The organism is Streptomyces sp. NPDC048297, assembly GCF_043201585.1.
Classification (GTDB): domain Bacteria; phylum Actinomycetota; class Actinomycetes; order Streptomycetales; family Streptomycetaceae; genus Streptomyces.
On the sequence record NZ_JBICZA010000008.1, the window covers coordinates 123929 to 145672 of the forward strand.

Annotated in this window: 16 protein-coding genes and 1 tRNA gene; 8 read left to right on the top strand and 9 right to left on the bottom strand. The window is 72.2% G+C overall.

Features of this window, described 5'->3' with window-relative positions:
• Positions 1–39: 39 nt before the first annotated feature.
• A complete protein-coding gene (locus tag ACGFYV_RS11280) occupies positions 40–1176 on the bottom strand; it encodes an MFS transporter (RefSeq protein WP_393878097.1) in 1137 nt (378 codons plus the stop codon).
• A 352-nt stretch (positions 1177–1528) separates the two neighbouring features.
• Here ACGFYV_RS11280 and ACGFYV_RS11285 point away from each other — a divergent pair, with 352 nt between their 5' ends.
• From ACGFYV_RS11285 to ACGFYV_RS11295, 3 genes are all read left to right on the top strand, one after another.
• A complete protein-coding gene (locus ACGFYV_RS11285; RefSeq protein WP_393878098.1) occupies positions 1529–2095 on the top strand; it encodes a heme-binding protein in 567 nt (188 codons plus the stop codon).
• Positions 2096–2258: 163 nt separating this feature from the next.
• Complete coding sequence (locus ACGFYV_RS11290; protein ID WP_393878099.1) at positions 2259–2873, top strand: ankyrin repeat domain-containing protein; 615 nt, start codon at positions 2259–2261, stop codon at positions 2871–2873.
• Positions 2870–4078, top strand: a complete 1209-nt coding sequence (locus ACGFYV_RS11295; RefSeq protein WP_393878100.1) for a YncE family protein — start codon at positions 2870–2872, stop codon at positions 4076–4078. The genes ACGFYV_RS11290 and ACGFYV_RS11295 overlap by 4 nt, the downstream gene beginning before the upstream one ends.
• Before the next feature lie 81 nt (positions 4079–4159).
• Here the strand turns inward: ACGFYV_RS11295 and ACGFYV_RS11300 are convergent, their stop codons facing one another.
• From ACGFYV_RS11300 to ACGFYV_RS11320, 5 genes are all read right to left on the bottom strand, one after another.
• Positions 4160–5041, bottom strand: coding sequence for a GNAT family N-acetyltransferase (locus ACGFYV_RS11300; RefSeq protein ID WP_393878101.1), 882 nt, complete (start codon positions 5039–5041; stop codon positions 4160–4162).
• A 160-nt stretch (positions 5042–5201) separates the two neighbouring features.
• Complete coding sequence (locus ACGFYV_RS11305; protein WP_393878102.1) at positions 5202–5576, bottom strand: hypothetical protein; 375 nt, start codon at positions 5574–5576, stop codon at positions 5202–5204.
• A gap of 1002 nt (positions 5577–6578) precedes the next feature.
• Positions 6579–9800, bottom strand: coding sequence for an FG-GAP repeat domain-containing protein (locus ACGFYV_RS11310; protein ID WP_393878103.1), 3222 nt, complete (start codon positions 9798–9800; stop codon positions 6579–6581).
• Between the two features lie 374 nt (positions 9801–10174).
• A tRNA-Ser gene (locus ACGFYV_RS11315) sits at positions 10175–10261 on the bottom strand.
• Between the two features lie 143 nt (positions 10262–10404).
• Positions 10405–11994, bottom strand: a complete 1590-nt coding sequence (locus ACGFYV_RS11320) for a S1C family serine protease (protein WP_393878104.1) — start codon at positions 11992–11994, stop codon at positions 10405–10407.
• Between the two features lie 337 nt (positions 11995–12331).
• Here ACGFYV_RS11320 and ACGFYV_RS11325 point away from each other — a divergent pair, with 337 nt between their 5' ends.
• The 3 genes from ACGFYV_RS11325 to ACGFYV_RS11335 all read left to right on the top strand — a co-directional run bounded on the left by ACGFYV_RS11325 (position 12332) and on the right by ACGFYV_RS11335 (position 15528).
• Positions 12332–13159, top strand: a complete 828-nt coding sequence (locus ACGFYV_RS11325) for a glycerophosphodiester phosphodiesterase (protein WP_393878105.1) — start codon at positions 12332–12334, stop codon at positions 13157–13159.
• Positions 13160–13370: 211 nt separating this feature from the next.
• On the top strand, positions 13371–14009 hold the full coding sequence (locus tag ACGFYV_RS11330) for an ATP-binding protein (protein WP_393878106.1): 639 nt from the start codon (positions 13371–13373) through the stop codon (positions 14007–14009).
• Positions 14010–14562: 553 nt separating this feature from the next.
• Positions 14563–15528, top strand: coding sequence for a DUF5926 family protein (locus ACGFYV_RS11335; RefSeq protein ID WP_393878107.1), 966 nt, complete (start codon positions 14563–14565; stop codon positions 15526–15528).
• A 206-nt stretch (positions 15529–15734) separates the two neighbouring features.
• Here the strand turns inward: ACGFYV_RS11335 and ACGFYV_RS11340 are convergent, their stop codons facing one another.
• On the bottom strand, positions 15735–16259 hold the full coding sequence (locus ACGFYV_RS11340) for a hypothetical protein (protein ID WP_393878108.1): 525 nt from the start codon (positions 16257–16259) through the stop codon (positions 15735–15737).
• 223 nt (positions 16260–16482) lie between these two features.
• A complete protein-coding gene (locus ACGFYV_RS11345) occupies positions 16483–17148 on the bottom strand; it encodes a bifunctional DNA primase/polymerase (protein ID WP_393878109.1) in 666 nt (221 codons plus the stop codon).
• Positions 17149–17643: 495 nt separating this feature from the next.
• Between ACGFYV_RS11345 and ACGFYV_RS11350 the strand changes: the two genes are divergently transcribed.
• Both ACGFYV_RS11350 and ACGFYV_RS11355 read left to right on the top strand, forming a co-directional pair.
• Entirely contained in the window at positions 17644–19335 is a 1692-nt protein-coding gene (locus ACGFYV_RS11350; RefSeq protein ID WP_393878219.1) for a PP2C family protein-serine/threonine phosphatase, read from the top strand.
• 222 nt (positions 19336–19557) lie between these two features.
• Positions 19558–21042: an aminopeptidase P family protein gene (locus ACGFYV_RS11355; RefSeq protein ID WP_393878110.1), complete on the top strand. Its 1485-nt coding sequence runs from the start codon at positions 19558–19560 to the stop codon at positions 21040–21042.
• A gap of 95 nt (positions 21043–21137) precedes the next feature.
• Here ACGFYV_RS11355 and ACGFYV_RS11360 read toward each other — a convergent pair whose 3' ends face one another.
• Positions 21138–21686, bottom strand: a complete 549-nt coding sequence (locus ACGFYV_RS11360; RefSeq protein WP_393878111.1) for a GNAT family N-acetyltransferase — start codon at positions 21684–21686, stop codon at positions 21138–21140.
• Between the last annotated feature and the right edge of the window lie 58 nt (positions 21687–21744).

The following is a 21744-nucleotide window of genomic DNA, read 5'->3' on the forward strand; positions in this document are numbered from 1 at the left end:
TGACCTCTGACCGTGATGCGCGAGCATGGAAATCAACCCTCAGGCAAGAGCAGGGGCCGCTGCCAAGGTCGCCACCAGAGTGCCGACTCCTGCCAGTTGAAGGGCACCGGCCCCGCCCAGGAGGCCGGCCATCGGGGCTCCCCACGCGGTTCCCGCGAGGTTGGCGCCGTTGAGAACGGCACCGGAGGACGCGAAGGCGCGGCCTCGCACCTCGGGCGGGACGCGATCGTGAATGAGGTTGCGGATGGCCAGTCCCTGCAGCGAGTTGGCGACGCCGGTCAGGATGAAAGCGGCTAGTGCGACGGCGAACACCGGCACGCCGGCACTGGTGAACAAGGCACTTCCCATGAGTGCCCCGGCGCCGACGAGAACCCGGGGCTGCCAGGACAGAGGGATCCGCGGGGCCAGCAGGAGCGAGGCGAGCAGCATGCCCACGGTGTGAGCTGTCACCAGCCATCCGTAGCCTGCGTCCGAAGCGTGCAGGTCGTCGCGGATGAAGAAGACCCGGGCCACACTCAGCATGGCGGTGAAGACGATCGCACAGGCCAGAGCCCCGATCGCCGTCCGCAGCAGCCGGTCACCGGCGAGTACGCCGACGCCTTGGCGGACCTGGGCCGGCCAGCCCATGGCGCTGGAGGCGGACGGCACCGGTTCGCGGCGTACGGAAAGAAGCAGGAAGGCCGCGGTCATCACAGCGAAGGTCCCGGCGTTCATGAGCAGGGCGACGCGGTCGCCGGCTGCTGCGACGAGCACACCGGCCAACGCCGGGCCGACGACATTGCCCGCCGTACGGAACGCCTCCAGCCGGGCATATCCGTGCGCTGCCTGTCCGGATCCGACCGGCTGCGGTACGAGCAGTTGCAGGGCGGGTGAGACCACGGAAAGGCCGGCTCCCAGCAGCACCAGCAGGCCGATCGTCACCGCCACGTCCTCGACCACCACCAGCCCTGCGGCGACAAGTGTCTGCACGGCGGTCACGACGACGACCAATCGGCGGCTCTCCATTCGGTCCACCAAAGGGGCGGCAAGCGGTCCCACCACCACGGCAGGTACAACGCTCGCGATCACGAGAGCCGAGATCAACGATGCGGGCTGCCCCTGGTCGTGGAGCCGAAGAGTCAGGGACACGACCGCCAGCTGATCACCCATCGACGACAACCCGTACGAGGTGGCCACCACCAGCAGCGCCGCGTTCCATCGTCGAAGCATCCGCAGATGCTGCCATCGCCACTTCGAAAAACCCACTGAGCACACCTGGGTCGTAGCCGGTCACAGCTCCCCGGGAGCTTCGCCCTCTCCCCGAAGCTCCCCCAGAGCCCCTCCCTCCCCCCGGAACTTCCCCGGAGCCCCCTCTCCCTCGCACAGCCCGCCCGCGTCCGGGGTCATCCGATCGGATGACACCGCCGTCACCCGACCCGCTCGCCGGGAGCACCCGGAACGCCGACGGGCGGGGTGGGTTCCGGGCGGGAAGCTGGAAGCACGGCGCGAGAGGAACACGCCGACACGACACGAGAGGGAGTTGCTCACCATGCAGCACAAGGCCAGGAAGTTCTCCACCCGCGCCCGGATCGTCACCTCCGCCGCCGCCGTCGCGGTCGTCGGTGCCGGCGTCTTCGGCACGGTGTCCGCCTCCGCGGCCACCCCGGCCGCCACCCCCGCCGCGGCCTCCGTGCCCGCGAGGGCCACCACCACCAGCACCCACCTGACGGTCCAGGCCGCGACCCAGGCCGCCCAGGCCGCGCTGCAGGCCGCCCAGAAGGAGGGCCAGCGGGTGAGTGTCGCGGTGGTCGACCGCAACGGCAACACCATCGTCACCCTGCGCGGCGACGGCGCCGGCCCGCAGTCCTACGAGTCCGCGGCCAAGAAGGCGTACACCGCCGTCTCCTGGAACGCGCCCACCTCCGAGCTGACCAAGCGCCTGGAGTCCGCGCCGACCCTGAAGGACATCCCCGGCACCCTGTTCCTGGCCGGCGGCGCCCCGGTGGACTACAACAACGCTCCGATCGCCGGTGTCGGTGTCGCGGGCGCCCCGTCCGGCGACCTGGACGAGAAGTTCGCCCAGGCCGGTGTCGCGGCCCTCGGCAACGGCCGCTGACCCGCGAGCCCCTCGGATGAGCGCCCACCCCCTCGGGCAGGCCGCTTTGGCACCGGCGGCGTGCGGACTCCCCCCGGTCGCACGCCGCCGGCCGATTCGGCGCGGGCTGCCGCACCGCCGTACGGTCCTGACGCCTGTTCTCACCGTCTGGAGGAGTTACCTCATGACCAAGAAAGCACCGTCCGCGGCCGGTCTCGCCCTGCTGGACGCCGCCGACCGCGGTGACGTGGCCGCCGTGCGCGCCGCCCTGGCCGACGGCGCGGATCCCGGGACACGCGACGCGAACGGCCGTACGCCGCTGCTGCGCGCCGCCCTCGCCGACCGGGTCGAGGCGGCGGCGCTACTGGTCGCCGCCGGTGCGGACGTGAACGCGCAGGACGACCGCGAGGACAGCCCGTGGCTGGTCACCGGCGTCACCGGCAGCGTGGCGATGATGCGCGCGCTGCTGCCCGGCGGCCCGGACGTCACGCTGACCAACCGGTTCGGCGGCGTGTCCGTGATCCCCGCGAGCGAGCGCGGCCACGTGGCCTACGTACGGGCCGTGCTCGCCGAGACCGGCATCGACGTCGACCATGTCAACCGGCTGGGCTGGACGGCCCTGCTGGAGGCCGTGATCCTCGGCGACGGCGGCCGCACTCACCAGGAGGTGGTCGAGGTGCTGCTCGCCGCGGGCGCCGACCCACTGCTGCCGGACGCCGACGGTGTCACGGCGCGGGAGCACGCCGAGCGCCGCGGATTCCAGGGGATCGCGGCAGCGCTGCGAAAGGCAGAGGAGTGAGCGGCGCGCGGCGCGGCAGCACGTACGCCCTCGGAACGAACGCCTTCGGAACGAGGGCCTTCGGCGCGTACGCCCTCGGCGCGCTGGCCGCCGCCGTACTGCTGGCCGGGTGCGCGTCGGACTCCGACGCCCCGGCCGCGACCTCGTCATCCCCCGCTTCCCCGGCCGTGACCCGGCCGTACCTGCCCGAGCCGACCGCGGGGGCCGGAACCGGAGCCGGGGCCGGGGAGACCCTGGTGGTCACCGACTTCGGCGCCGACACCGTGACCTTCGTCGACCCGTCGCAGCGGGGCGCGAAGGCCGTGCTCGGCTCGGTCACGGTCGGCACGGCCCCCTACGGGATCGCCCTCGGAGACGACGGAACGGCCTGGGTGGCGACGGCCGAGGGCGTCGCGGCGGTCGACACCGCGAAAGGGCGGCGGACCGCGCTGATCCCCTACTCCACGGACGTCGGCCCGGTGACCACCGGCGAGTACCGGGGCGGCGGCATGGGCATCGCGCTCTCCCCCGACGGCCGGCACGTGTACGTGGGCGTCAACGTACCCGGCGGCAACGGCACGTTGGAGGTCATCGACACGCACAGCCGCGAGGTGGTGCGCAGCGTCCCGGTCGGACGCCGTCCCTTCGACGTCGACGTCTCCGCCGACGGCCGGCAGGTGTACGCCACCGACCACGACTCCTTCGACGTCACCGTCGTCGACACCGGCGACTGGACCACGCGGCGCATCGAAGTCGCCCCCTACGGCACCGAAGGCGGCCTCGGCTCCTGGCTCAAGCCGCACTACACCGCCGTACGCCCGTCCGACGGAGCGCTCCTGCTGCCCTTCGAGGGCGAGCGGCTGGCCGTGGTCGATCCGGACACCGGACGCGTCCGCGTCGAGCGCATGACCGCCGACACCCACCAGCACGGAGCCACGGTGGGCGCCGACGGCACGCTGTACGTGGTCGGCACCGGCCCGATCGACCCGTCGAAGGACGAGGGCCCGTCCCTGACCGTCCGTGCCCCCGACGGCCGTGAGCGCGTCATCCCGCTGGACGGCCCGCACGAGGACGTGACCCTGTCCGCCGACGGCCGCACCGCCTACGTCTCGGGCGGCTTCACCCGCGACGGCTTCTGGAACGGCCTGAGCCTCGTCGACCTGCCGTCGGGCAAGGTGACCCGACTCCCGGCCGGAACAAGGCCGTTGGGCATGGCGGTTCTCTGACGGAGCCCTCCGGAGTTCCCCCCGGTTCCCCGGAATCCCCCAAAATCCCCCGGAGTTCTCAGGACGCCGCCCCCGGAGAACTCAACCGCCCTCCGGTGCGGGGTACGAGAACGTGTACCCCGCCCAGTCGCCGAGCGCGCGATAACCGAGGCGCTGATAAAGGGCGTTGCTGGTGGGGTTGGACACGTCCGCGAACAGGACGACGTCACGCGCGCCCGCGGCCAGCGCGGCCCGGCTCACCTCCGCCGTCACGGCGCCCGCGTATCCGCGACCGCGCAGGCCGGCCGGGGTGTAGACGATGTCCACCTGGATCTGGCCGCCGATCAGCGGGTTCATGCCCGCGACGGAGACGGGAGTACTGTCCGGGGTCTCCCAGAGCGTGTAGACCTTGTCGGCGTAGCGCGTCCGCGCCCACGTGCCGGCGTCGATGGAGACGTCCTCCCCGACGGCCTTGGCGAACTCGCCGCACCAGAACATGACTTCCTCGAGATCCCGTTCGCCCAGGACACGGCCCCGGCCCGCCGGAAGCGGCTGCGGCGGGGTGAGCGTGCCGAGGCGGTACAGACGGACCCGTGCGTCGCGCGGGTGCGGCATCGCCCCGGTGTGCCGCCGCCAGGCGTCGGCGAACGCGGCGGCACTGCCGTGGTCCGCGCCGACGGAGTGCGGACGGTGCCCGAGATCGGCCAGGCGGGCGGCGAGGGAGTCGGCCTGTTCGGCCGTGAGCGGAGAAAGCCCCAGCCCACCGGGCCGAAGCCAGTAGAAGGTGGCACACACCTCACCCGCCCTCTCCAGCACACCGAAAACGGGGGCTCCACCGCCGAACGCCGCCGCCCCGCGCCTTCGCACCCTCTCCGCCCACGTCAGCTGCATGACGTGCGCGGCGGGCCGGGAGCGCAGGAACTCTCCGGCCAGGGCGAGGAATTCGTCGACGTCTTCGGTGAGGTGCCAGTCATCCGGTCGCATGCCTCATGCTTTCCCAGGCCGCGCCCGCACGAAAGGGGTGCCCCCACCGAGGGGCACCCCTACTGGTCCCGGTACTGGTTCCCGTACTGGTTCCCGTACTGGATCCGTTACTGGATCCGTTACTGGTTCCTGCCTGCGAGACGGTGCTACCCGACCCGGATCAGGGAGTGGTCAGGGTCGGGTTGTTGACCACCTTCGCGCAGATGGCATAGGCCCGAAGGGTCCCCGCGTTGGCGGTGTCCGTGTTCGTCGCGAAGGCCCACCACCGCTCCCCGCTGATCGGCGCGCTCGCGTGCAGCAGGTACCGCTCGGCGTGCGAGTTGCCGGCGGTCACGATGGCGCCGCCACCGGTCCGGGTCTCTCCGGTCGGGCAGTCGGCCACGGCCGCGGCCCGGCCGGGGTAGCCACCGGAGGCGACGGGGATCGTCACCGCCGGGCCCTCCACGACGCGCACGACGTCGTCTGCCTGCGCCAGCGTGGCCGGCCCGACGACCATCGCCACGGCTGCGGCGGCTACGAATGTCTTCTTGAGCACGGGTACTCCGCTCTCGTTCGGTTCTTGGGGAGCCATCACACTCGGTACGAACCGCACGACTCTTCGAGCCACGCTCACACAGATGGAAGGTTCACCCTGCCAGCCGAGGTGATCAAGCCCCCGCCCCCGCGCCCGCCCTCCTCGCGATACGCCAGGATTCGCCACCCCCTGCGACGCGCCTACCTGGCAGTTCATTTTTCCCCGCCCCGAAATGGGCTCGCGCCACCTCTCAACGCCACCGACAGCCACGGCCTTCGCCAGGGGACAAATCAGGGCACCCGACACGGATGCTTGATGCGGGCGACAACTTGGGGTTCCCTCGTCCTGCGGGCCGAAAAGAGTCAGCGACGTTCGGCCCTCCCGCAGCGCGCAAGGGAGCCCGGCCCCGGGAGGCACCCCGGGGCCGGGCCCCGCGCGCGGGTTCGGGGATGGGTCCGGCCGAACACGTGTCGGCCGGGCTCATTCACGCCCGACCAGCCGTCCGGCCCATCGTTCATGCGTTACACGAAGTGTTCGACGCAACCCGCGATGGCAGTGATCGTGGTGAGGACCAAGGTCGCCAGCTGTACCCAGTCAGGTAACCCGCTCCGCCTGCGACACCTCTTGCTCCTAGTCGATCGCGCCATCTGATCCGACCTCCCGTCCCTCAACGTTCCCAACTCGGTTGGGACCCACCTGGTTCAGGCGGGCGCACAGGGAGAGACGCCATCGGACCCTCCGGACGCTACAGGCGGCCCGACTGCCGAACCGGCGATTCCAGGGTGGCGAATCATGGCGAACTCCCCTCTCACCGCTGCCTCATCCGAAGCGGCACCATCCGGACGCCGACGTGGCGTCGACGCGACGCCGAGCAAAGTCGAGAGCCACCGATCACGGACCGACGGCCGCAGTACGCACGACACGAAACGGCGAAACGGCCCCCGACCGAGTTTCCCGGTCAGGGGCCGTTCTCACTCCGGCTCCCGGTGGAGGTGCGGGCCTGGAGGCTGCTGTTCCGGGGCGTCAGTACAGCGTCTTGTAGACGCCCCAGCCGCCGCTGATCTTCACGCGTCCGCCGAAGCCGCCCTTGCCGTTGCCCGACCAGCGGTACAGGTTGCCGGCGGTGTCGCGGGTGAGGAGGTCGTTGCGCCCGTCCTGGGTCAGGTCGCCGATACCGACCAGGGCGTTGTACGTGTTGAAGCCCGAGGCGATCTTCACGCGCCCCCCGAAGCCGCCCTTTCCGTTGCCGTACCAGCGATAGAGGTTCCCGGTCTTGTCCCGGCCGAGAAGGTCTCCGGTTCCGTCGCCGTTGAGGTCGCCCATGCCCACCAGCGCCGTATAACCGGACAGCCCGGTGCCGACGCGCACCCGGGCCTTGAACGTGCCCTTGCCAGTGCCGGCGTAGAACCACAGGACTCCGGACCGGTCACGGGCCAGCAGGTCGGACCGGCCGTCACGGTTGAGGTCCCCGGCCGATGTCAGCAGGTTGTACGTGTTCCAGCCCTTGCCGATGACGGTGGACTTGTTGGTTCCCCGGGCGAAGTACACCTGCCCGAAGCCCCAGTACGCACGCAGTTCGCCGGTGGAGTCGCGGACCAGCATGTCCGCGAACCCGTCACCGTTGAGGTCGCCTGCCGGCACCAGGGTGGAGGAGGTCGGCCAGTCCGCGGTGTCGATGCCGTTGCGGAAGTACCCCTTGGGATGCCCCTCCCATGAGTCGGTCCGGCCGTCCTTGCGGACCGCCACCAGGTCCGGAAACCCGTCGCAGTCGTAGACATGGGTCGGCAGGGCGCCGCACATCACGTCCAGGCCGCCGCTTCCCACCCGCACCGGCGCGGTCCCGCCGCCGGACTTCGCGGTCAGCTGCCAGGTGTAGAGACCGCTCGGGGCGGGAGCGCCGTTCGACTCCCGGCCGTTCCACGAGGCCGAGATGCCGTCGAGACCGCGTTCGGCCCCACCGCGCACCACGGCCACCCGGCGCCCGGTCGTCTTCTGGACGATGCTCAGTTCCCAGGAGTCCACGGGCCGGCTCAGCAGCAACGAGGCCGTCCAGGTCGAGTAGTACGACGAAGTGGTCCTCGGCGCGACGCTCCCGGTGGTGTACGCCTCTCCGATCACCGGAGCGGAGTCCGCTACCCCGTCCGCTCTCACATGCACGCGGCGATCGGCGTCCACGTAGGCGATGTGGCCGCTGTACTTGTCCACGGTCCACGTGATCCTGCGGTCGTCCGCGAGCGTTCCGGCCGGGAGGGCGGCGACGGAGCGCTCCGCAAGCGGGCTGCCGGTGTGGAAGTCCGTCAGCTTGAGCTCGCCCGCGTTCCGGTCGTGCCGGACCACGTAGCCGTCGCCGAGCATGGCAGGGCCCGACGGAACGGTGAAACCACGGTTGTTCGTCAGGTCGTACACCCCGGCCTGCTTGTCGGCACCGCACGACCAGTAGAGCCAACGCGCTGTCGCCTGGAGCTCGGTGGGCACGCAGGCGGCACCGGTCCGCACGGTGCGGACGGGCTTGCCGGGAGTGGTGGCGTCCGAGGTCAGCCGCTCCGCGGTCAGCGTGCCGGGGCTGCCGGGGGTCGCGCTCCACAGGGTGGAGTACCAGAGCGCCGCGGCCTGCACCGGGCGACTGCGGATCACCTTGTTGTAGCCCGGGTCGATCAGGTACTGGGTCCTCGGGGAACCGCCGTCCACCACCACGTACGAGGAGGACGCGTCCCTGACCTCGCCGCCGCTGCCGGGCACCTTCATCTCCACGTGCGACGTGTAGGCGTCCACACGGGTCTGCAGGTACGTCTGCCCGCCCGTCTCGGACAGGAAGGACAGCCCGTACCCGTTGCCCTCCACGATCCGTACGCAGTCCTCACCCGTCGCACAGCGCACGGTGGAAGAGGGCATGCCGGCGGGCAGGGGCTTGGCGGCTCCCGCGACGGGGACCGGCCCGGTACCGACGTCCTGCTGGTGGATGGAGAGCTTGCCCTCGGTGCTGTCCACCCGGTTGAGGGTGCCCCGGTACAGGTTCAGTCCCAGGACCTTGCCGATCACCGGGGGCAGCGGCTGGACCACCTCGTGCGCCGGCGTCCCGTCGGGGCCGGCGGCGAAGCGGTGCACCGCCCAGTCACCGGTGCCGGAGCCGCCGACGAGCAGGGCGCTCCCGTCCGCCGTCTGCGGCGGGGAGTCCGACACGAGCGCGATGTGGTCGAGTGCGGTGCTCGGGTCCCCGCCGTCGAGCGGCCGGGCCGTCAGCCGCCGGCCGAGCGTGGTGCCCGAGGTGGTGTCCGGATCCGAGGTCAGGAGGGTGCCGCCGAGGAGGGCCACGGGGGCCGCGTCGTCGGGGAGCGGGAACTCCTGCGCCCCGGAGGAGACGTCACCGCGGGGCAGCCAGCGCAGCCCGGTGAAGCCGTGCCCCCACCAGGCGATGCGGTCGGCGCTCAGCAGGATGCGCAGGCCCTCGCCGCTCATCGCCTCGGGGAGAGGGGTGATCACGGCGGTCTCGGGGTCCAGCAGGCCGTAGCGGTACGCGCCGTCCTGCCGGAAGGAGATCACCGCGCCGTGGTCGTCCGTGGCGCCCTGCTGCAGGGAGAGGCTGCTCAGCTGAGCGCCCGCGGGCAGGCCGGTGACGGGCAGCGGCTGCGCGGGATCGGTGCCGGTGTCGAGGAGCACACCGGCGGAGCTGGTGGTGCTGGTCGCGGACTCCAGGGCCAGCACCTTGCCCGCGACGGTCCCCCGGAACGTGTAGTACGCCGGGAGCTGCACCTCCCGGCGCTCACCGGTGTGCGGATCGAGCAGGGTGTACCAGGCGGAGCCCCGGGCCGGGCTCGGTGAGACGGCGAGCAGGTCCGCGCCGGCACCGACGGGGCGTACGAGCGCGTTGGCCGGCAGGCTCTGCAGGCCGGGCACCTCCGTCGAGGTGCCGCTCGCGAAGTCGGTCCAGGTGTAGCCGTCCCGGCTCTCCTGCTGGTGCAGGAAACCGGTGCCGCCCACCGCCAGCGGGGTGTCCACACGGGGTGTGGCCCGGTCGGCGGGCGGGATCACGACCTCCTGGGACGAGTCCGCCGCAGTCGCCGACGACGAGTCCGCCGCGGTCGCCGACTGGGCGGCCCACGCGGGCGGCGCACCCACGGCGAGCGGGACGGCCGTTCCCGCGACCGCCAGAATCGTGACGGCCGCACCGGCCGCGAGGCCCGCGCCACCTCTGCGGCGGCGGCCTCCGTGCAGTGGTTCAGTCGACGTCCGGGTCAATGCCCCCACGTCTCCCCCCTCATTGATGCGATGATCTGCCGCCGCACGGCGCCCCGCCGTGGCCGGTCGCGCTGCCGCGCCACCCCCCGGTGGCTGCGGTGGATCTTGTCGATCGCTTGTGCGGTAGACGCTAGCCGATCAGCGAGGTCCCGGTCCGCCCTGGCGGGATTACGATCAGACAACCCGACGACACCCTGGCGGGGCGGCCCCCGACGACACCCTGGCGGGGCGGCCAGGGAGCAACCAGGCTCTTCTCACGGCGACTTGGCCGCCGGGTAACCGGACGACGTGACAGAGCCGGATCAAGGTGAGGCAGAACCCACGCAGAAGGGGTGCCCCTCATCGAGGGGCACCCCTTCTGACCAGCACGTCTATGACCTGTGCGGAGGCGGTGGGATTTGAACCCACGGTGACATCGCTGCCACGACGGTTTTCAAGACCGTTCCCTTCGGCCGCTCGGGCACGCCTCCCCGCGTCGCCCACCTGGGGCGGAGCGGGGTACAGCGTACCGGGGATCGGGGCGGGGCGTGGGGGCCGGGCGGGAGTCGGTACGGGTGAGCGGTGCCTCCCCCCGAGGGAGGCACCGCTCACGCGCGCGTGCGAGGCGGACGCGTCAGCTGTCGCCGACGCGCGAGCCGAGGGTCAGGGAGACCGTGTGGTCCTCGCCGCCGCGCTTGTAGGTGACCGTGACCTTGTCGCCGGGCTTGTGGGTCCAGATCTCGCCGATCAGGGTCGGGCCGCTGTCGATCACGGAGCCGTCGAGCTTGGTGATGACGTCCCCGGGCTTGAGGCCGGCCTGGTCGGCGGGGCCGCCGGACTCGACCGGGGAGGCGCCGCCCGCGCCCTGGTCGGTGATCTTCGCGCCGTCCGTGGAGTCCTCAAGGGAGACGGAGGCGCCGATCTTCGCGTACACCGGCTTGCCGGTCCTGATCAGCTCCTGGGCGACGTACTTGGCCTGGTTGATCGGGATGGCGAAGCCCAGGCCGATGGAGCCGGACTGGCCGGAGCTGCCGAGGCCGCCGTTGCTGGAGGACTGGATCGCCGAGTTGATGCCGATGACCGCGCCGGAGGCGTCCAGCAGCGGGCCGCCGGAGTTGCCCGGGTTGATCGACGCGTCGGTCTGCAGGGCGCTCATGTACGACGCCTTGCTGCTGGCGCTGCCGTCGCTGGAGGCCACCGGACGGTTCTTGGCGCTGATGATGCCCGTGGTGACCGTGTTGGACAGGCCGAAGGGGGCGCCGATGGCGATCGTCTCGTCGCCGACGGCCACCTTGTCGGAGTTGCCGAGGGCGAGCGGCTTGAGGTCGGACGGCGCGTTCTTGAGCTTGATGACGGCGACGTCGTAGCCCTGCGCGTGGCCGACGATCTCGGCGTCGTACTTCTTGCCGTTCGGGAACGTGGCCGTGAGCTTGCCGCCGTCGACGGCGTCGGCCACGACGTGGTTGTTGGTGACGATGTGGCCCTGGGTGTCGAACACGAACCCGGTGCCGGTGCCGCCCTCGCCGCTCGTGCTCTCCGCCTCGATGGTGACGGTGCTGGGCAGCGCCCTGGCGGCCACGCCCGCGATCGTGCCGGGGGCGCGCTTGACCTGGGAGGCGCCGCTGTCGGAGGAGACGGTGGTGGAGGAGCCGCTGTCGTTGTCCTTGGCCAGGGTGTAGCCGAGGCCGCCACCGATGCCGCCCGCGACCAGCGCGGCCACCAGGACGGCGGCGATGAGGCCGCCGCGCCCGTTGCGTTGCTTGGGGGCGGGCTGCTGGTACGACGCTCCCCAGCCGGTGCCCGCGCCGGCGTCGGCGCCGCCGTAGCCGGGCGCGGGGTGTCCGCTGGAGGGCGGGGGCGGCCAGGCGGCGCCGGGGGCGGGGTTGCCGTAGGACTGGTGTGCGTCCTGAGCCGGGCTGCCGTAGGGCTGGTGTGCGTCCTGGGCAGGGCTGCCGTAAGGCTGGTGCGGCGCGTTCGGGGCCGCCGGTCCTGCGGGGTGGAGGGCGATGGGCGTGGTGGGCGCGGTGCCGTCGGCCGGGCTCTGGTGGGCCCCTGCCGCGGGGGGCGTGCCTTCTGGGGCGGCCGGGGGTGCCGGGGGCAGCTGGGCTGTCGGCGCTTCGCCCTCGGGCGCGGGGCCCTGCGGGGAAGCAGCGGGAGATTCCACCGGCACGGGAGGTGCGGACGGGGCCGGGGGTACCGCGTTGCCCTCGTTCTCGGTGCTCACAGCTCTTCTCCTCGATCCACGGCTGTTGTCGTCGGTCGCATTCGGTCACACTCGCTCATGCTCGGTCACGCCGGTCGCGGCGTGGCTCATGCGTCGTCCGAGAGGCGGGAGCCCGGTGCGGTACGGCTGCGCATGGTTCCGTGTTCCTGTTGTATGCAGTCAGCTTTTCCCACGGGCCGTCAGAGCACCATAAGCGGTGGCTGTGGGTCCGAGGCCATCCTTTATATAGGACTGTTCCGGCAAAAGTTACATAAACGAGCAGGCCGTATGCGCACGTTCGCCGCACAGACCCGCTCACGCCGCCCCTCGTACCCCGGGACGGTGACACCATGACGCGGTGACCCACGCTCCACAGCACCGCATCCAGGTCGTCGCCCACCGGGGCGCCTCCGAAGACGCCCCCGAACACACGCTGGCCGCGTACCGGAAGGCGATCGAGGACGGCGCGGACGCCCTCGAGTGCGATGTACGTCTCACCGCCGACGGCCATCTGGTCTGCGTCCACGACCGGCGGGTGAACCGCACCTCCAACGGCCGCGGCGCCGTCTCCGCCCTGGAGCTGTCCGAGCTGGCCGCCCTGGACTTCGGCTCGCGCAAGACGCGTGACGTCTGGCGCGGCCGGGACGAGGAGCCGGACTGGGTGCACCGCCCCGAGGACCCCAAGGAGACCTCCGTCCTCACTCTGGAGCGGCTGCTGGAGCTGGTCGCCGACGTCGGCCGGCGGGTGGAACTGGCCATCGAGACCAAGCACCCCACACGCTGGGCGGGACAGGTCGAGGAGCGGCTGCTGGCCCTGCTGGGGCGGTTCGGCCTGGACGCACCGGCCTCGGCCGCCGAGTCGCCGGTACGGATCATGAGCTTCTCGGCGCGCTCGCTGCACCGGGTGCGCTCCGCGTCACCGACCCTGCCGACGGTCTACCTGGTCCAGTTCCTCTCGCCCCGGCTGCGCGAGGGACGGCTGCCCGCGGGCGTGCACATCGCCGGGCCCTCGATCCGGATCGTGCGCAGTCACCCGGGGTACGTGGAGCGGCTGAAACGAGCCGGCCACCAGGTGCACGTGTGGACCGTGAACGAGCCCGAGGACGTGGATCTCTGCGTCGAGCTGGGCATCGACGCCATCATCACCAACCGCCCGCGCGCCGTGCTGGACCAGCTCGGCCGCTGAGCCGAGGCCCCACGCGGCAGCAGCCGGGGCACAGCGTCGAAATCCGGCCACTCGCGACCGGCCACCCACCGCTCGCCCACCACTCGCCCACCGGTCGTCCGCCGCTCACCCATCGCTCGCCCGTCGCTCGCCTACTGCTCGCCCGTCGCTCGCCCACTGCTTGCTCACAGGGAGTGCTCCGGCGCGTTCGGTCCGTGATCGGCCTTTGCGGATGCGCCACCGGAAGAGGATTGGCCGGTTTCCGGTGCAGGCACAGGGGGCATCCACACCGTGGCGTGGGGCGAAGGAGGTCTCGGGGGTGGCGTTGGTGGTGGCACAGGAGGTGCCCACGTCGTCGAGCATGGCCGTACCCCATGGCCCTGCGGGCGTGGGGAACGCGAGACACCGGATGCAGGCGCAGCTGCGCAGCGGTGGTGTGTCGGAATCGGTCATCGACGACGCCGTACTGATTCTTTCCGAACTGCTGAGCAACGCGTGCAAACACGGCCGTCCCCTGGGCGGCGCGCTCGCCGGGGACGGCGCGGTCCGCGCCGCATGGCGGGTGGACGCGCGCGGCCGGCTCATCGTGGAGGTGACGGACGGCGGCGGCCCGACCCGCCCCGCTCCGGCGACCCCGTCGGTGACCGCGCACGGCGGCCGCGGGCTGAACATCATCGAGGCGCTCGCCGACGACTGGGGTGTCCGGGACGGCGTCCAGGGCCAGGTGACGGTCTGGGTGGTGGTCCACGAGGACGTGCACGATCCGGATGCGGGGACCCCGTGCGACGCCTTCGCTACGCGCGTCACATCCGCCCCGCCCCACAGACTCGCCGCACTGGACTTCGCGGACGCCTTCGACAACATGGACTGACCCCCCGCGCCGCGAGCCGGCCGCGCCGCCGGCCGCGACACCGACACAACGCCCGCAGCGACAACTGCGGCGAAGACGGCTGCGACTGCTACGGCGACGGCTGCGATGGCGACTGCGGCGATGCCCGCCACCACACGCGCGCCGACCCGCACCCGCCACACCCACGCCGCCCCACACCCGCGCTGACACCCGCGGCAGCGACTGCGCCGAGGCCCACGGCAGCCACCGCGCCGACACCCGCCGCGGCAACCGCGGACGACGACTGCGGCGACGCCCGCCGTCACACCCCGCGCCGATCCGCACCCTCCACCCCCACGCCGCCCCACACCGGCGGCAGCGACCACGCCGACACCCGCCGCAGCAACCACGCCGACCCCGCGGCAGCGACCACGCCGAGGCCCACGACAGCGACCGCGTCGGCCAAGTGCTTCGTCCCCCCGTTCACACCGTCGGCCCGGTCCCCGTGCGGGTTGTCCACAGGTTCCCGTCGGTCCCGGCACGAGCGGCTAGGCTCCCGCCGTACGAGACGAGCCGTAACCGGGAGACACCCACGATGGCCAAGAAGCGACCCCAGACGAAGGCCAAGCGCCCGCAGATCACGGACGGGGAGATCCCGGTCGTCGGCGCCCGCGAGCCCTGCCCCTGCGGCAGCGGCCGGCGCTACAAGGCGTGCCACGGCCGTGAGGCCTCGCACGCGGCGACCGAGCTGGTGCAGCGCCCCTTCGAGGGCCTGGCGGGCGAGGACGACTGGGTGGCGCTGCGCGAACTGGTCCCGGCCGCCACGGTCGAACTGACCCTGAAGGACGGCCTGCCCGAGGGCGTCCCCTCGGTCACGCTCGCCACGGTGCTCCCGATGGCCTGGCCCGCGCTGCGCCGCGACGACGGCTCGGTGCTCCTCGGCCTGCAGAACGACACGGCGTCCGGCGACATCAGCCGCGACCTCGCCGACACCCTCCAGCGCGCGCTGCAGGCGCAGCCCGGCACCCCCGTGCAGGGCCGCCGCGCCCCCGCCGAGGCCCCCAGGCTGCAGGACCTGCTCGACCCCGAGGGCGCCTTCGAGCCGGTCGTGCACAGCGGCTTCGAGTTCTGGGTGCCGGACGCGGAGAACGCCACCCCGGAGGTGACCGCCTCCCTGGAGCGGGCCAACGCCGCCGCGATCCCGACGGTGAAGCTGTCCGGCGTGGACGCCGCGTACTGGTGCGCGACCCCGGAGAAGAACCACCTGCGCTGGGTCATGCCGTACCCGGAGGAGCAGCTTCTGGACGCTCTCGCCCGGCTGCACGCGGCGGGTCGCTCCAGCCTCGGCGAGGGCACCCGGCTGGTGGGGTCCTTCCGTGCTCACGGCCTCATCGTGCCGGTCTGGGACCTGCCGAGCGGGGTCTCGGCCGAGGACGTGGAGAAGCCGGCCGCCGAGTTCGCCGAGCGTCTGACCGCGGCCCTCGCCGCCACCGAGCCGCTCACCGCGGACGAGCGCCGGGCGCGCGGCGGACTGACCAACCGGCAGGTCACGCTCAGCTGAGACCCCGCCAAGGGACACCGGGGCGGGTGACTCCTGTCACAACTCCCGGCGAGAACAGGGAAATCGGTGTCCGAATAGCCGAGATCGAATTTGCGAACCGCCGATCTCTTGTTACCGTTCCAATAGCCCGGTTGCTGGTGCATCCCCCGTCGCCAGCAACCGGGCCTTTTCATGCCCGCGCGCGATGTACAGCGCGCCACGGACCATCAACTCCCCGGACTCACCTCGGAGTTGCTGCCCGAGCGCAGAAGCAGCGGCCCGTCCGCCCCGCGCCCCGCGAACTCCGTGACGGCCGTGTAGGCGTCCGCTCCGCCCCGGGTGCGCTCACGGGGCGTCTCACAGGTGGCGGGCTCGTCGTCGGTACCGGTGGTGCAGTGCGTCTGCACGGTACGGCCGCCCGGCCCCATCAGACTCAGCACCGGATCCACGGCCTCGCCGGTGGTGTTGCGGTAGTAGGTGCGCCCCCAGGTGTCCTCGCCCTGGGTCATCACACAGGTCTGCGCCTCGATGCCGTCGGGGGAGGAGAGTTCGGGACCGCAGCGGGCGGCGGTGGCCAGCCCCAGACCCAGCAGTCGGGGCGCCTGGGCGGCGGGAGCGGCCGGGGCAGCGGGGAGAAGCTCGGCGCCGTCCCGGCCGGGCGCACGGACGGCGGCCGGAACGTCCTTCCCCGCGGTCCCCGTCGCCTCGCCCACCTGCCCGGCGGACGACACGGCCAGCGGCAGCGCGATCACGGCCGCCACGATGCCGACGAGGGTGATCAGACGGACCCTTCGGGAGTCCGGCGCGCCGCGGCGCCGCCTTCCGTCCCCTCGGGTCGTTCGATTCGCTCGGTTCCTTCGGTTTCTTCCGCTTTCCGGCCCCCCAGAAGCTCTTCCTGGCCCCCCAGAAATTCGCAGCATGGCCGGAAGATAACGACCGCGGACGGGCATCCGGGCCCGCCCGCCCGCGACACCCCTACAACTCGGGCGCGCTCACACCCGTACGAGTGAGGGCGTCGACGGCGGCGTCCACGACGGCCTCCACGTCGGGCACCCAGGGCGAGGCCGAGCCGGGCAGCGGGGCGCGCTCCCAGCGGACCGTGCCGTGCCCGGTCTCGGACGGCGGCAGGGCGAGGTAGCCGCCCTGGCCGTGGAAGCGCAGCGAACCGGGTACGAAGTCCTTGGCGTAGAGCAGTTCACCGAGCTGCTCCATGGAGTACGGCTTGACCAGCAGGGACCAGCGGGTCGGCGCGGCGACCACCGGGCCGAGGCGCATGCCGCGCCGGTCGAGCAGGTCGAGGGCACGGGCCGCGGCGGGCGCCGGCAGGCTGACCGCGCAGGGGGCCTTGTCGCCGGTCGCGAGAACGATCGGCGCGCTCGGGCGGTTGGTCCACCACCAGCGCACCATGCGCGCGTCGGTGGTGGCCGCGAACAGCCCGGGGTCGAAGGGGTGCGCACCGGGCACCGTGCACTCCGGGTCGGGGCAGCCGCAACGGGCCCGTCCCTGCGGGTCCGGGGCCACGCCCGGGAGTACGGGCCACTGCCATTCCGTCGCGAAGGTCAGGGCCGCGCTGATCAGCTCAGGCCTCCCGTCGTTCCGCCTGGACAGGAGCCTGCGTCGCCTTCCGAGGATCTCGCGCATGAGCGCTCGTTCCTTTCCGTTGCACCGCTGGCAACACCGTGGGCCACATCACACCATGTGTCGATCACTTCACTGGGCGTACCTGTTGCCGCATCACACTCCTGCACACGGCAGGAGGAACCCCTGGGGTTCAAGAGTCGGCCGCGCCCGCTTCCGTAGTCGTCGATCAGAAGCACGGTCGCGGCGTGGGGGGGGTGGCGAAGTCTGGCGTTTTCCGTCGCGCGTGTTTCTCTCCGCCTCCGCCACGGGAGGATGGGGCTCGGCCGTCGGTGGCTATGACGCCCGGGTCCGTCGCCAGGTTCCGGGTAGCCCCCAACCACCCCTGGCTTTCACCGAGTACGTACCCATCACGACCGCTGTGACGCTCTGTGGAGCAAGGCCAGTCGACCGCAATGAACCGATACCCGAGGCAGTTTTCAGCCAACTCGGCAGTAAGGCAAGGGGTCTACGAAAACCCACTCCAGACCCATGGACACCAGGAATCCTCGCAGGACAATGCTGGACATCCCCTCTCGGGTGCGTGTACATGTGGAGACACCGCCGGCGGCGCAGAATGACATGGGGGTTTGCGATGCTTTTGAGCAATACGCACCGGCCTGGAAGTCGGACACCATGAGTGCCCCGCACCCTTCGAAAGTGGCTGGAATCGACCCGATGGTTCCCACGCCCGCCCACACTGTCGCGCCCGCGTCCCCCGCGCACGGCGCCGCCCCCTCCCCGGACACCCCCTCCCCGGACACCCCCTCCGTGCCCGCCCCGGCCGCCCCCGCGCCGACGCCCGCCCCCGGCACCCTGCTGCAGGACCGGCTGGCCGGCTGGGTCTCGGACCTCACGACCCTCCACGAACTCACCGAGCGGCTGTCCCGCACGACCGCGCTCGAACCCGCCCTCGAGGAACTGCTGCGCGCCGGATCCGCCCTCGTCGGCGCCCGCCGCGGCCTCGTCGTCCTGGAGCCCGGCGACGGACTCGGCCCCCGCACCACCATCGGCCTCGGCCTCGGCTGCGCCGACCTCGGCCACATGGAGACCGTGCCGCGCGGCGCCCTGCCCTACGGCACCCTCCTCGACAGTGCGCCGGGCACCGGGGCCACGGCAGGCGTCGGCGCGGCGGCAAGCGCCGGGGCCACGGCAAGCGTCGCCGCCGCGGCAAGCACCGGCGCCACCGCGAACGCCGGCGCCACCGAGGTCGTCCACGCCGACCTGTTCGCCGAGGACGGCCTCGACCCCCGCCACCGCGAGGTGGCCGCCCGCCTCGGCTACGCCGCCAGCTACGCCCTCCCCCTGACCGCCCGGTCCGCCGGCCGCCTCGGCGCCGCCGTCTGGCTCTACGACGAGCCCGCCGAGCCGGACGAGCACCACCGCCACCTGGCCGGCCTGTACGTCCGCCACGCCGCCGAGCACCTCGCCCTGCTGGTGGAGGTGGAACGCTCCCGCGCGCGCACCGCGACCATCACCGAGGAACTGCTCCCCTCCCGGCTGCCCCGGGTCGCCGGCGTCCAGCTCGCCGCCCGGCACCGCACCGGACCGCGCGGCGGCGGCGACTGGTACGACGCCCTGCCGCTGCCCGACGCCGCGCTCGGCCTCTCCGTCGGCTCCGTCACCGGCGGCGGGCCCAGCGCGGTCGCCGCGATGGGCCGGCTGCGCGCCTCGCTGCGGGCCTACGCCGTGATGGAGGGCGAGGACCCGGTGGCCGTCCTGTCCGACCTGGAACTGCTGCTGCGGCTCACCGAGCCCGCGCGCTGCGCCACCGCCCTGTTCGCCTACTGCGAGCCCGCCCTGCGCAGGGTCACCCTGGCCGGCGCCGGGCACAGTCCGCCGCTGCTGATCGGCGAGCGGCGCACCGAGTTCGCCGAGACCTCCGTCTCCGCGCCGCTGGGCATGCTCGCCTGCTGGGAGGCGCCCAGCATGGAGATCCAGGCAGAACCTGGAGAAACCGTCCTGCTGTACACCGACGGGCTGCTGCACCGTACCGGCGACCCGATGGACCGCGCCTTCGCCCGGCTGCACGCGGCTGCCGCGAGCGTCCCGCGCGCCTTGCGCGCCGACCCCGGGGCCGTCGCCGACCACGTGCTGCGTACGGTGCTGCCGGACGGCCTCGACGGGGGGGCACCTCCCGGTCGAGCGAATTCGAGACTGGGGGACGACGGCGAGGAGGACGTCGTCCTGCTGGCGGCACGCTTCGACTGACAGCACGCTTCGACTGACGGGGCACGCTGCACGCGAACTCACGCTCGCACGCGCACTCGCACGCGCATCCTCACCCGCGGCTCGCATGACCGGGCATAACAGGTCATCCGCACCGGGTCCGCCTTGGTACAACCGTACGATGATGGGGGTTCCCCGCTCGGCCACAAGCAGGAGCGTCGCGGGCCCCGGGGGAGATCACCAGGCGTCATCGAGGAGGATCACGTGTCCGACGAGCTCAACCCGGTCGTGCCCGACACTGCTACCGCAGAGGGGCCCGAGACCGAGTCCGAGGAGCCGATCAAGCAGCGGAAGAACGGCCTGTACCCGGGCGTCTCCGACGAGCTGGCCGAGAACATGCAGTCCGGCTGGGCCGACACCGAGCTGCGTGACCTGCAGCCGATCGAGCAGGCCGCCGAGACCGCGCACCGCCGCGCCGCGCTCTCCGCCCGCTTCCCCGGCGAGCGCCTCGTCGTCCCCGCGGGCAACCTGAAGACCCGCTCGAACGACACCGAGTACGCCTTCCGCTCGTCCGTCGAGTACGCGTACCTCACCGGCAACCAGACCGAGGACGGCGTCCTCGTGCTGGAGCCGAAGGGTGACGGCCACGAGGCGACGATCTACCTCCTGCCCCGCTCCGACCGCGAGAACGGCGAGTTCTGGCTGTCCGGCCAGGGCGAGCTGTGGGTCGGCCGCCGCCACTCCCTCACCGAGTCCGAGGCGCTGTACGGCGTCCCGGCCTCCGACGTGCGCGAGCTGGCGGAGAAGCTGAAGGAGGCCACCGGCCCGGTCCGCGTGGTGCGCGGCTACGACGCCGGCATCGAGGCGGCCCTGACCGACAAGGTCACCGCCGAGCGCGACGAGGAACTGCGCGTCTTCCTCTCCGAGGCCCGCCTGATCAAGGACGACTTCGAGATCGGCGAGCTGCAGAAGGCCGTCGACTCGACGGTCCGCGGCTTCGAGGACGTGGTCAAGGTCCTCGACAAGGCCGAGGCGACCAGCGAGCGCTACATCGAGGGCACGTTCTTCCTCCGCGCGCGCGTGGAGGGCAACGACATCGGCTACGGCTCCATCTGCGCCGCCGGCCCGCACGCCTGCACGCTGCACTGGGTGCGCAACGACGGCCCGGTCCGCTCCGGCGACCTGCTCCTGCTGGACGCGGGTGTGGAGACCCACACCCTGTACACCGCCGACGTCACGCGCACGCTGCCGATCAACGGCACGTACAGCGAGATCCAGAAGAAGGTCTACGACGCCGTGTACGAGGCCCAGGAGGCCGGCATCGCGGCGGTGAAGCCCGGTGCGGGCTACCGCGACTTCCACGACGCCGCCCAGCGCGTGCTCGCCGAGAAGCTCGTCGAGTGGGGCCTGGTCGAGGGCACGGTCGAGCGGGTCCTGGAGCTGGGTCTCCAGCGCCGCTGGACCCTGCACGGCACCGGCCACATGCTCGGCATGGACGTCCACGACTGCGCCGCCGCGCGGACCGAGACGTACGTGAACGGCACGCTGGAGCCGGGCATGGTCCTCACCGTCGAGCCGGGCCTGTACTTCCAGGCCGACGACCTGACGGTCCCCGAGGAGTACCGGGGCATCGGCGTGCGCATCGAGGACGACATCCTGGTCACCGCTGACGGCAACCGGAACCTCAGCGCCGCGCTGCCTCGGCGGTCGGACGAGGTCGAGGCGTGGATGGGTTCGCTGAAGGGCTGAGGATTCCCTGAAGGGCTGAGAGTGCCTGGTAACTGAGGGTGCTGTGAATCGGCCGGGGGCGGGTCCGTGCGACGGATGCGCGCCCGGCCGTTCGTCTAAGGGTGGGCGGGCGCGTTGTCGTGCAGTACGCGTTGGAAGAGGCGGCAGTCCCGCCACTGGCCGTTGATGTGCAGGTAGTTCGGGGCGAGTCCGATCGGTTCGAAGCCGCACCGTGTCAGCACGCGTTGCGAGCGCGTGTTGCCGGTCAGTGTGGACGCCTCGACGCGGTGCAGGCCGAGCGGGTCGCGGGCGTGCGCGCAGGCTCGTTCCACCGCGGTGCCGGCCAGGCCCCGGTTCTGCTGGTCGGCGGCCACCCAGTACCCGACGCAGGCGCTGAGGAACGGCCCCCGGGTGATCCCCGTCAACGTGATCGCCCCCACGATCCGGCCGTCCACCGCCTCGAACACCCACGGCACGATGCTTCCCTCGGCGTACTGCCGCAGCAGCCCCTCGACGCGCTCCGCCTGGCCCGCGACCGTGAAGAAGGACTCCGGCCTGACCGGATCCCACGGTTCCAGGTGCTCGCGGTTCTGCGTGTAGGCGGCGGCGAGCGCTGCGGCGTCGCCCCGGGCGAGAGGGCGCAGGATCACGGGTTCGGCATCCATGCGCGCACCCTAACGGCGCGCCGGTCCCACGGGGACCGTCATGCGGTGAGCGGGGAAC